The sequence below is a fragment of the Methyloglobulus sp. genome (assembly GCF_040079455.1).
In the GTDB taxonomy this organism is placed as follows: domain Bacteria; phylum Pseudomonadota; class Gammaproteobacteria; order Methylococcales; family Methylomonadaceae; genus Methyloglobulus.
Genome location: NZ_JBEBKJ010000104.1, coordinates 1 through 10,183, shown reverse-complemented (window position 1 = coordinate 10,183; position 10,183 = coordinate 1). Strand labels below are relative to the sequence as shown.

12 protein-coding genes and 2 pseudogenes are annotated in these 10,183 nt (G+C 44.0%); 10 read left to right on the top strand and 4 right to left on the bottom strand.

The window, feature by feature from the left end:
- Positions 1–204: 204 nt before the first annotated feature.
- From ABL924_RS16605 to galE, 7 genes and pseudogenes are all read left to right on the top strand, one after another.
- Positions 205–432 (top strand): annotated as a pseudogene (locus tag ABL924_RS16605) (DDE-type integrase/transposase/recombinase); the annotation flags it as partial.
- Positions 407–604: a hypothetical protein gene (locus ABL924_RS16600; RefSeq protein WP_349028218.1), complete on the top strand. Its 198-nt coding sequence runs from the start codon at positions 407–409 to the stop codon at positions 602–604. The pseudogene ABL924_RS16605 and the gene ABL924_RS16600, both read left to right, overlap by 26 nt.
- A 262-nt stretch (positions 605–866) precedes the next feature.
- The gene (gene miaB, locus ABL924_RS16595; RefSeq protein WP_349028217.1) at positions 867–2,222 is read left to right on the top strand and encodes a tRNA (N6-isopentenyl adenosine(37)-C2)-methylthiotransferase MiaB; all 1,356 of its coding nucleotides are present in this window, start codon (positions 867–869) and stop codon (positions 2,220–2,222) included.
- 3 nt (positions 2,223–2,225) lie between these two features.
- Positions 2,226–3,200 (top strand): PhoH family protein, encoded by a 975-nt coding sequence (locus ABL924_RS16590; RefSeq protein ID WP_349028216.1) that lies wholly within the window; start codon positions 2,226–2,228, stop codon positions 3,198–3,200.
- 10 nt (positions 3,201–3,210) lie between these two features.
- Positions 3,211–3,672, top strand: a complete 462-nt coding sequence (gene ybeY, locus ABL924_RS16585) for an rRNA maturation RNase YbeY (RefSeq protein WP_349028215.1) — start codon at positions 3,211–3,213, stop codon at positions 3,670–3,672.
- Complete coding sequence (locus ABL924_RS16580; RefSeq protein WP_349028214.1) at positions 3,669–4,511, top strand: transporter associated domain-containing protein; 843 nt, start codon at positions 3,669–3,671, stop codon at positions 4,509–4,511. The genes ybeY and ABL924_RS16580 overlap by 4 nt, the downstream gene beginning before the upstream one ends.
- A gap of 12 nt (positions 4,512–4,523) precedes the next feature.
- Positions 4,524–5,570, top strand: a complete 1,047-nt coding sequence (galE, locus tag ABL924_RS16575; protein ID WP_349028213.1) for a UDP-glucose 4-epimerase GalE — start codon at positions 4,524–4,526, stop codon at positions 5,568–5,570.
- A gap of 17 nt (positions 5,571–5,587) precedes the next feature.
- On the opposite strand, the gene dtd is transcribed toward galE, so the two are convergent.
- Positions 5,588–6,037 carry a D-aminoacyl-tRNA deacylase gene (dtd, locus tag ABL924_RS16570; RefSeq protein WP_349028212.1) on the bottom strand — a complete coding sequence of 150 codons (450 nt, stop codon included), beginning with the start codon at positions 6,035–6,037 and terminating at the stop codon, positions 5,588–5,590.
- 203 nt (positions 6,038–6,240) lie between these two features.
- On the opposite strand from dtd, the gene ABL924_RS16565 reads away from it, so the two are divergent.
- Both ABL924_RS16565 and ppk2 read left to right on the top strand, forming a co-directional pair.
- A complete protein-coding gene (locus tag ABL924_RS16565; RefSeq protein WP_349028211.1) occupies positions 6,241–7,089 on the top strand; it encodes a thermonuclease family protein in 849 nt (282 codons plus the stop codon).
- A 445-nt stretch (positions 7,090–7,534) separates the two neighbouring features.
- Positions 7,535–8,308: a polyphosphate kinase 2 gene (gene ppk2, locus ABL924_RS16560; protein WP_349028210.1), complete on the top strand. Its 774-nt coding sequence runs from the start codon at positions 7,535–7,537 to the stop codon at positions 8,306–8,308.
- A 32-nt stretch (positions 8,309–8,340) separates the two neighbouring features.
- Here ppk2 and ABL924_RS16555 read toward each other — a convergent pair whose 3' ends face one another.
- The 3 genes from ABL924_RS16555 to ABL924_RS16545 all read right to left on the bottom strand — a co-directional run bounded on the left by ABL924_RS16555 (position 8,341) and on the right by ABL924_RS16545 (position 9,610).
- Complete coding sequence (locus tag ABL924_RS16555; protein ID WP_349028209.1) at positions 8,341–8,919, bottom strand: DUF308 domain-containing protein; 579 nt, start codon at positions 8,917–8,919, stop codon at positions 8,341–8,343.
- 117 nt (positions 8,920–9,036) lie between these two features.
- On the bottom strand, positions 9,037–9,144 hold the full coding sequence (locus ABL924_RS16550; protein WP_349028208.1) for a hypothetical protein: 108 nt from the start codon (positions 9,142–9,144) through the stop codon (positions 9,037–9,039).
- A gap of 52 nt (positions 9,145–9,196) precedes the next feature.
- Positions 9,197–9,610: a cytochrome b/b6 domain-containing protein gene (locus ABL924_RS16545; protein ID WP_349028207.1), complete on the bottom strand. Its 414-nt coding sequence runs from the start codon at positions 9,608–9,610 to the stop codon at positions 9,197–9,199.
- Between the two features lie 197 nt (positions 9,611–9,807).
- On the opposite strand from ABL924_RS16545, the pseudogene ABL924_RS16540 reads away from it, so the two are divergent.
- Positions 9,808–10,044 (top strand): annotated as a pseudogene (locus ABL924_RS16540) (VIT1/CCC1 transporter family protein); the annotation flags it as partial.
- Positions 10,045–10,183: the final 139 nt, after the last annotated feature.

Below are 10,183 nucleotides of genomic sequence, written 5' to 3'. Positions count from 1 at the left end.
CGCATTCAAAGTTAGGCTATCAATCCCCGTTGCAGTTTGAGCGGGATTTTTATAAGAAGGCTGTCTAAAAAAGTGTCCGGTTTATATTGACCATTACATGTCATGGCTAGTTTGGCGGAAATGGAGAGAGAGCTGACAGCAACCATAACGAGGCGATATCGCCCAACAGCCTTGACCGGCAGTTTGATGACGTGGCGCCTAACCAAGCCTGGACAACGGATAACATACGTTTGGATGCCCGAAGGTTGGCTGTATTTGGCGGTTGTCATTGATTTGTTTTCCCAGCAAGTGGTGGGCTGGGCTGTCGCCGACCACATGAAGATTGCATTGTGTGTCAGTGCGTTACAAATGGCCTTTTTACCCAAAGGGCACAAGAACACAAGGGCGCAGGAAACTGAAACCTGGCTTGCCCCACCATTCGGATCGGGGTAGCCAATATGCCAGCCATGAATACCGTAAGCATTTGTCGATCATGAAAATGGGACAGGGCATGAGCCGCTTAGGCAATTGCTGGGATAATGGCTCGACGGAACGGTTAAGCCGCAGCCTTAAACATGAACAGCTGACACTGAAAAGTTTAGGACTAAAGCATCGGCCAAATTGACTGTTATTGATTATCAGGCTTTTTTATAATGGTAAACGCTCCCGTCCAAAATTAGGCTATCAAACCCCGCTTGAATTTGAACGGGATTTTTATAGGAATGCTGCCTAAGAAAGTGTCCGGTTTTAGTTGACCATTACAGAAACTGCTGCTTTAGCTTATGTTGCCTATTTATGCTTATTTTATATTCAGGTTATAATTAAGTACAATGTATTCTATTTACGAACAACGCCAAGCACCACAAGGGGATTAACCTGAACACAATATGACGCAAAAATTATATATTCAGACTAACGGCTGTCAGATGAATGAGTACGATTCTGACAAAATGCGTGATATCCTTCATGCCTCGCATGGTTTTGAATTGATTGACGACCCAAAGCAAGCCGATGTACTGCTACTAAATACCTGTTCAATAAGGGAAAAAGCGCAGGAAAAAGTGTTTTCGGCATTGGGGAAATGGCGCAAGATTAAGGCGTTACGTCCTGATGTTATTATCGGTGTCGGCGGTTGTGTTGCCAGTCAGGAAGGTTCTGCCATTCAAAAACGAGCGCCTTATGTGGACATTGTGTTTGGCCCACAAACCTTGCACCGTTTGCCACAATTGTTGGATGAAGTCCGCAGCCAGAGCAAGCCTGTCGTCGATATTTCCTTTCCTGAAATCGAAAAATTCGATAACTTGCCAGAACCCAGGGCAGAAGGGCCGAAAGCCTTTGTATCGGTAATGGAAGGGTGCAGTAAATACTGTACGTTCTGCGTGGTGCCATATACCCGTGGCGAAGAGATTAGCCGACCCTTGAAGGATGTAATTGCCGAGATTACTGCGCTGGCAAAGCAAGGTGTTAGGGAAATCAATCTGTTAGGGCAGAATGTCAATGCCTATCGTGGCGAAATGGACGACGGCGAACTTGCCGATTTTGCTTTGTTGCTGCATTATGTCGCCGCAGTTAAAGGCATAGACCGGATTCGCTTTACCACCTCACATCCTGTTGAATTTACGGATAATTTAATCGAAGCGTTTGCCGAAATCCCACAATTGGTCGATCACTTGCACTTACCTGTGCAAAGCGGTAGCGATCACATCCTTAAGATGATGAAGCGCGGACATACCCGTGCTGACTATATTGAAAAGATTCGTAAACTAAGACTAATTAGACCCAATATCAGTCTTTCTTCGGATTTCATCATCGGTTTCCCTGGTGAAACCGATCAGGAGTTTGAAGAAACGATGGCTTTCATCAATGAAATCGGTTTTGATTTATCGTTCAGCTTTATTTATAGCCAACGACCAGGAACGCCAGCCGCCGATTTGCCGGATGACATACCTTTTGAAGTAAAAAAATACCGTTTGGAACGCTTCCAAAATCGGATTAACGAAATGACGATGGCGATTTCTGACAGCATGATTGGCTCGGTGCAGACCGTGTTAGTGGAAGGCCAATCTAAAAAGAATCCTTTGCAAATGCAGGGCAGGACGGAAAATAACCGTGTCGTAAACTTTATCGGGCATCCAAAACTGGCGGGCCAATTCATTGATGTATTGATTGCCGAAGCCCTACCTAATTCCCTCCGAGGCCGCATGGTTGAGTCCTCTATCAGTAAAATCACCGCTTATGCGTAATTCATGATATCCGAAGAAATTTCCCTGATTCCAGCAGATAATGCCAGATTGTCCAATTTTTGCGGACATTTAGATAACCACTTACGACAAATTGAAACCCGCCTTAAAGTCGAAATTGCCAATCGCGGCAACCGATTTAAGGTCACTGGTGTAGAAAGCTCAGTCAAAGCGGCCTGTGCAGTGATGGAAAAATTGTTTGAAAGTACTGAGAAAGAAGAGCTGACCGCTGAACTTATCCACTTAGCGATGCAGGATGCCTCTATTGATGATTTGATGGATGGGCATGAGCAGACCGAGCAACAGCCTGTTGCCATTAAAACAAAATTTGGTTTGATTAAGGGCAGGGGCGCTAATCAACAAGATTATCTGAAAAAAATAGTCACCCACGACATCAATTTTGGCGTAGGCCCTGCTGGAACAGGTAAAACTTTCTTGGCTGTTGCTTGTGCAATTGAAGCATTACAGTCTGAAAAAGTCAGAAAAATCATCTTGGTACGCCCTGCGGTGGAAGCCGGGGAAAAGCTGGGTTTTTTGCCGGGCGATATGGCGCAAAAGGTCGATCCGTATCTACGTCCGTTGTATGATGCCTTGTACGACATGCTAGGTTTGGAACGGGTTGAGAAAATGATCGACCGTGGCATTATTGAGGTAGCGCCACTGGCGTTCATGCGCGGCAGGACGTTGAACGATGCATTCATCATTCTAGATGAGGCGCAAAACACCACAGTAGAGCAGATCAAAATGTTTCTTACGCGTGTGGGGTTTGGTTCAACGGCGGTAGTTACTGGCGATATTACCCAGATCGATTTGCCGTCAGAAAAAATGTCCGGCTTACGGCATGTGCTGGAGGTATTAAAAGATGTGGAAGGCATTAGTTTTACCTTTTTTAATGCACGAGACGTGGTGAGACATCCTTTGGTACAGCGCATCGTACTTGCGTATGAGGCCTACGAACTGAAAACCAAATCTGGGCTATAAATAAAATTTAATGAATCAAATTGAGGTGCAAGTCGTTTTTTCTTCCCCAGGGCAACCTGATAAAGCGCAAATCCAGCAATGGGTTGATGCAGCATTGCAAGGTTATGATAAGGATGCCGAAATCGTCGTGCGTATCGTAGATGTGCATGAAAGCGCCCAGTTAAATAAACAATATCGTCATAAACCAGGCCCAACCAATATTTTGAGTTTTCCCGTAGAAGTACCAGAAGGCATTGAACTGAATTTATTGGGCGATCTGGTAGTTTGCGCGCCAGTGGTGGAGCGAGAAGCGATAGAGCAACAAAAATTGTTAACCCATCATTGGGCGCATATTATTATTCACGGCGTACTGCATTTGCTCGGCTATGACCACATCGAAGAGGATGAGGCTGAAGTAATGGAGAGCTTGGAAATCAAAATCTTACAAGCACTTAATATTAGTAATCCTTATCTACAGGCACACGAATTATGAACGAAGACAAACCTCCCAGTAGCAGCTCTCAGCGAAGACGTTGGGTAGATAGAATCAGCCAACTGTTTTCCGGCGAGCCGCAAGATCTGGAAGAGTTACTCGAGATCTTAAGAGAAGCAAAAACCAACAGGCTTCTTGATACGGATGCTTTGACTATGATTGAAGGTGTCTTACAGGTTAACCAGTTGCGCGTCAGAGATATTATGATCCCACGGGTGCAGATGATAGTCGTCCCCAACGATGCCGAGTTAGACACCATTATTCCTTTGGTAACGGAATTCAATCACTCACGTTATCCCGTAATAGACGGCGACCGTAGTAAAGTAATTGGCATCTTATTGGCTAAAGATTTATTGGCGCATCTTTCAAAAAATAACAGCTTATTGGTAAAAGACATCATGCGACCCGCTTATGTCGTACCTGAAAGCAAACGCTTGAACGTCCTGTTGAAAGAATTGCGTACCAACGGTAACCACATGGCAATCGTCGTCGATGAATATGGACAGACCTGCGGTTTGGTTTCTATCGAAGATGTGTTGGAGCAGATTGTTGGTGAAATAGAAGATGAACATGACGATCAGGAAGATGAAGGTTATATCTTTCGCCGAAGCGACAATGAATACATGATTAAAGCATTAACCCCGATGGAAGAGTTTGATGACTATTTTGCTACGCAATTAGTCACGGACGAATACGATACCGTAGGCGGTTTTATTGTCAGTCAGTTGGAACACATGCCCAAGAAAGGCGAGACCCTTGTGGTCGATAAAATGCGTTTTGAAGTCATTCGAGCTGATACCCGGAGGGTACATCTCGTCAAGCTCAAGATCATTGATTAATTAGGAGTTATTATGGCAAATACCGTATTGGTGACGGGTGGTGCTGGCTATATAGGTAGTCACGCTTGCGTGGAGCTATTGCAAGCTGGCTATAAGGTTGTCGTTGTTGATAATTTGGTGAACAGTAAAACCGAGTCATTAAAACGTGTGCAAAAAATTACCGGTAAAGCACTGACATTCTACGAAATTGATGTTCGTGACAAAGAAGGTTTAGCCGATATTTTTGCTAAGGAATCCATATCGACAGTTATCCACTTTGCTGGGTTAAAGGCGGTCGGCGAGTCTTGTGAGCAACCGCTTAATTATTATCATAATAATGTTTACGGAACATTGGTGCTTATTGAGGTGATGTGCGATGCTAACGTAAGGCAATTGGTGTTTAGTTCCTCTGCGACTGTTTATGGCGAATCCGTCCATGCCCAATATTCTGAAGATTTTCCGCTAGGCGCGATCAATCCCTATGGGCGCTCAAAAGCGATGATAGAAGATATTTTACGAGATCTTTCAGCGGCTGATAAGCTTACGCAATCTAACAATCCATGGAAAATTGCCTTACTGCGCTATTTCAATCCTATTGGCGCTCATGAAAGCGGCATGATAGGTGAAGATCCTAACGGCATTCCCAATAACCTGATGCCGTATGTTTCCCAAGTTGCAATTGGTAAGCTGGCGCAATTATCGGTGTTTGGTAATGATTATCCCACCCGGGATGGCACTGGAATAAGGGATTACATTCATGTTGTTGATTTAGTGAAAGGGCATATTAAAGCCATTGCTACATTGGAAGGTGAAAAATTCCAATCTGGAGGTTGTCATGCTTATAATCTGGGTGCTGGCAGGGGATATAGCGTCCTTGAAATCATAGAAACTTTCGAGAAGGTTACTGACAAAAAAATAAATTATAAGTTTTCGCCGAGAAGGGCAGGAGATCTTGCCGAGTGTTTCGCCAATCCCGAATTAGCGCTAAAACAGCTAAACTGGAAGGTTGAAAAAAGTCTCGATGATATGATCGCCGATGCTTGGCGATGGCAGCTTAAAAACCCACAAGGATATAGTTAAAAAGTTGTTGTTCTTAGTTAGTTTTTTGGTGATGTCCTCAACATAAAAGTAACTGGGCCGTTATTAATTAGTGAAACCTGCATATCAGCACCAAACTCACCAAATTGAGCATTTGAATAAGTTTCCGTGGCTAAAGTTTGCAAATAGACAAATAATCGCAAAGCTTTTTCCGGAGCGGCAGCACAAGTGAAGCTCGGACGATTACCTTTTTCAGTATCTGCTGCCAAGGTAAATTGCGGCACTAAAAGTAAGCCGGCCTGAACATCTTTTAAACTCAAATTCATACGGTCATTATCGTCAGCAAAAATACGGTAATTAAGAATCCGCTCCAGAAGCCGTTGAGCTGCTTTTTCGTCATCATTTTTTTCAATTGCAATCAATGCTAGTATTCCTGTATTAATTTCAGCTATGACGCGATGATTGACAGTAACTTTAGCAGTAGTTACCCGTTGAATGACAGTGAGCATAATTGAAGTTAAGCTAAAAATTAAGTGATTATGGAAAATAGTTATAAACCTAAGAAATCAGTTGAAACATTTGTGATCAGATTTAAGCCAACAAATATCTAAGCATTGTTCCTGTCTGGACAACTACAAGGTTGCTCCGAAGGTAGCGTGGAAACATCAAACTAACTAAAGCTTTTTGTGATAAATGAAACAATAGTAAGCAAATGATTAAATTAAGTCACTATAAACAACGACTGATAAAACTTTTACTGATACCACTGTTGGGATGTCCTGTTTCGGCCTATGCAGATGTTTACCAATGGCAAGATGCAAAGGGTAACGAACACTTTTCTGATCGGGTACGCGCGAACAGCAAGAAGATCGAAATAACCCCCGGCTATTCCTATTATAAAGTAGAAAAAATTTATGATGGTGATACGGTAAAGCTGGAAGATGGACGCAAAATCAGATTATTAGGTATCAATACGCCTGAAATTCAACATAGGAATCAAGCTGCCGAAGCGGGTGGTGAAATGGCTAAGGATTGGTTGGTGGACAAACTGAAAAACCTGAAAGTGCGGTTGGTGACGGATGTAGAACAGACCGATAAATACAAAAGAACACTAAGTCATTTAATTACTGAAAACAAAGAACACATCAATGTCCAGTTAGTAGAAATGGGCTTAGCAGCGGTTAATATTTATCCGCCCAATTTATTGTATGTGGATCAGTTGGTTGCTGCGGGGAATCGCGCTGAGCATGATAAACGAGGGCTTTGGCAAAAGGCCGAATACGCAGCCATATCGATCAATCAAGTGGGCAATACGGGACACTCTGGCTGGACAAGGCTGATAGGGAAAGTTTCGGTTATTCGCAGTAGCCGAAAATTTGTCTACTTGGAATTTTCCAACCTCTTTCAGGCGCGTATCGAAAAAAAGTGGCTGCACTTATTTCCGGACATCAATTGTTATCTTGGTCGAACTGTTGAAGTCCGTGGCTGGCTAAATAAAAACAGGGGAGGTTGGTCTATGTTGATACGCCATCCTAGTGCGATAGTTGTTTCAAGCCCATAAAATTTAACCAATTCACTTATCAGCTGATTGTAGATATTAAAAAATATTGAATTGCAGTAATGTAATTAAAGAAAATTGAAATCATAACTCTTGATTCAAAAAGTACCATCAAGTCTGTTCTGAATCTAATGGGATTTGTTGAGTAGTGCCTCGGTTTCCGGTAGCCCGTATTCACAACTAGACCAACTTATCGTGTTGGCATATTGCTCAGTCCGCAAGGTTTGCACGGTAGAAAACGGCATTATCTGATAAAGTTAGGGGTGGGGTCACAGAAACCCCGTCCAGCGTAGAGAAACAATCTCAAGACCAATAATGTAAGTGTCGGTAACGCACTCTGGAGTGTTTCAGTATAAGAATCCTGACGCTGTAAGCGCAGAACTACCTAAACATGTTTTTACCAAATGGTAAAATTGTAGTCTAAGCGAGTCCTTACGGTGAGGCAATCATGTCAAAAAAACAAACCAAGACAAACGACTACAAAGACACCCTGCGGTTATTGCAAATCGAACTGGTTAAACTGCAAAAACACATCATCAAAAAGAACGAGAGGATACTGATCATTTTTGAAGGCCGGGATGCGGGCGGTAAAGATGGCACAATCAAGCGGATCACCCAATACCTGAGTCCCCGCGAAACCCGCATTGTTGCGCTTGGTAAGCCGTCTGACCGTGATCTAAGCAGTTGGTATTTTCAACGTTATGTAGCACACTTGCCCGCTGCTGACGAGATGGTGTTTTTCAACCGTAGCTGGTACAACCGTGCTGGCGTGGAACGTGTGATGGGCTTTTGTACTGACAAGCAGTATCACGAATTCCTGGAAACAGTGCTTGACTTTGAGCAGATGCTGGTACGATCCGGCATCAAATTGTTGAAGTATTATCTGGATATTAGCCGAGATGAACAGAAGGTTCGCCTGAAAGACCGGCAACAGAACCCCCTTAAACAATGGAAAGTCAGCCCTATCGATAAGGCCGCGCAAAAACATTGGGACGATTACAGCCTGGCCCGCAATACGATGTTTGCCAGAACCCACCATTTACTAGCACCCTGGACTATCGTTGGGGCAGACGACAAGCAAACCGCACGCCTTAATGTTATCAAAGATATGTTGTTCCGGCTAAACTATAAGGATAAGGATGAAGTGCTGATCCTACCCGATACCAATATTATCTTCAACTATGAAGAAAGCTGTCTGCAAAATGGCATGATTGCGCCATAATCATTCTTGTTTCCCGAATCTATTGAACCGTATCAGGTGGCTTTATGCATTAGACCCATTTTCACCATCGCTACGCCCAACATGATCATATTGACCCCCAAAAATACCCCCAATAACCAGTGCGGGATATCAGACCAGAACGCCACCATGACGAGCGCTAACACCACTGCCGTTATGCCGCTGAAGAGAACGTATTCCCATTGTGGCAAAGGACGCATTTGCAATGCCATGTAAATTTTTATGGTGCCTTCAACCACAAAAAATAACGCCATCATCATTGTTAGCGTGAGGACACCGGCAATAGGATCCGCGATAAGCAAAAAACCCACGACCAGTTGTAAAATGCCGAGTCCTAGCCACGAGCCAAATCCCGATGTTTTTGGGAGCAAAAAGACCCGGCTTAGCTGGGTAACGCCGCCAATGATAATAATCCAGCCCAGGAAAATGACGATGAATACGGAAAAAAACTGGGGGACAATAAAGGCACAAAAGCCCAGGAGAATAAAAAATAGGCCTTCAAATAAAAATAGCCGCCAATGCGTTTGCATATAATCCAGCATTTGTTGTTGCATCTGCGCCAGTCCAACGGTGATAGTGTCTAGCTCTTTCATAATTTTACCCCTCGTAAAGGCATTGCAATCTAGCAGGAATGTGATCAAATTGATTATTTGGTTATCGATCAATCCAGAATTTGGGTCATCTAACTTGTGCTTAGTTCAAAATAATAATTAGCTATCGGCATTATCCGATTTCTTGTATCCATTCCACATCGCTTTAACTAAGTTTTCGCCGTGCAAAACGCTTTCGAAGGCAACACCTGCTACATGTAAAATCACCAGTAGCAAGGTAAAGTTAGCTGCGATTTCGTGTACTTCTTCCCAAAGCTTTTCATTGCTGGCCCCCTATCATACCAGCGAGCGGCCCTAAGTTTTGGTCAGCAGCATAAACTACAAGACCTGATATGACGGTCATGAATAAACTGATGATTAACAGCACTATCATGGCTGCTCCGGCTGGATTATGGCCAAGATAACGTTTAGATTTTAGTGCGATTGCGTCCTTAAGGTACGCGTAGGACTTAGCTGGGCTACATAAAAAACTGGCAAATCGTGCGTAATCGTTGCCTACAAATCCCCATAACAAACGGAAGATGAGCAAACCAAGCACCAGATAGCCCGCCCAAGCATGGATGGTTAATAGCTCTTCTTCTGTTAGGTAGGCCACAAAAAATCCAGCAACCAGCAGCCAATGAAAAATTCTGACGGGAAGATCCCAGACTTTTATTAATTTTGTTGATTCCATGCTACATCCTTTAAAGTTGCGAGTTCGGCAGCTCCGAAAACGTGATTTAGGATAACACCATAAGAAGATGCTGCTGTTGACATGAATCAAGGAAAATGAAGTTGTTTTGCGATAAGCTCTGCTAAAGTTGACAGCTAAAATTAAACAACAAAGAAACCATCGACACATATTAATCAAATATAGACACTAGGAGAAAAATGCACCTATCCCATTTTGAGCGACACTACGCAACACGCATCGGCTGGCTTCGCGCCGCTGTTTTGGGTGCTAATGACGGCATCGTGTCAACGGCAAGCCTCGTGCTTGGCATAGCGGCGGCGAATGCCGACAGCGCACAAATACTGCTTACAGGCGTTGCTGGTCTCGTGGCAGGAGCAATGTCGATGGCTGCGGGGGAATATGTTTCCGTCAGTTCTCAATCTGATACCGAGACTGCGAAGGAGTACACGGAAGCGTAACGTTAGTGGAGCGGTGTGCGACGACCCCCGCGTAGCCGTAGGGGCCGGGCGTGTTGACGGAGTTGGAGCGCGAGCGGAAGCGTAGTCAACATGCAAGGCCATCCGACACGGCGTC

Excerpts from the sequence above, each read along its gene's own strand:
- miaB (WP_349028217.1), top strand. The coding sequence starts at position 867 with ATGACGCAAAAATTATATATTCAGACTAACGGCTGTCAGATGAATGAG.
- ABL924_RS16590 (WP_349028216.1), top strand. The coding sequence starts at position 2,226 with ATGATATCCGAAGAAATTTCCCTGATTCCAGCAGATAATGCCAGATTG.
- ybeY (WP_349028215.1), top strand. The coding sequence starts at position 3,211 with ATGAATCAAATTGAGGTGCAAGTCGTTTTTTCTTCCCCAGGGCAACCT.
- ABL924_RS16580 (WP_349028214.1), top strand. The coding sequence starts at position 3,669 with ATGAACGAAGACAAACCTCCCAGTAGCAGCTCTCAGCGAAGACGTTGG.
- galE (WP_349028213.1), top strand. The coding sequence starts at position 4,524 with ATGGCAAATACCGTATTGGTGACGGGTGGTGCTGGCTATATAGGTAGT.
- dtd (WP_349028212.1), bottom strand. The coding sequence starts at position 6,037 with ATGCTCACTGTCATTCAACGGGTAACTACTGCTAAAGTTACTGTCAAT.
- ABL924_RS16565 (WP_349028211.1), top strand. The coding sequence starts at position 6,241 with ATGATTAAATTAAGTCACTATAAACAACGACTGATAAAACTTTTACTG.
- ppk2 (WP_349028210.1), top strand. The coding sequence starts at position 7,535 with ATGTCAAAAAAACAAACCAAGACAAACGACTACAAAGACACCCTGCGG.
- ABL924_RS16555 (WP_349028209.1), bottom strand. The coding sequence starts at position 8,919 with ATGAAAGAGCTAGACACTATCACCGTTGGACTGGCGCAGATGCAACAA.
- ABL924_RS16545 (WP_349028207.1), bottom strand. The coding sequence starts at position 9,610 with ATGGAATCAACAAAATTAATAAAAGTCTGGGATCTTCCCGTCAGAATT.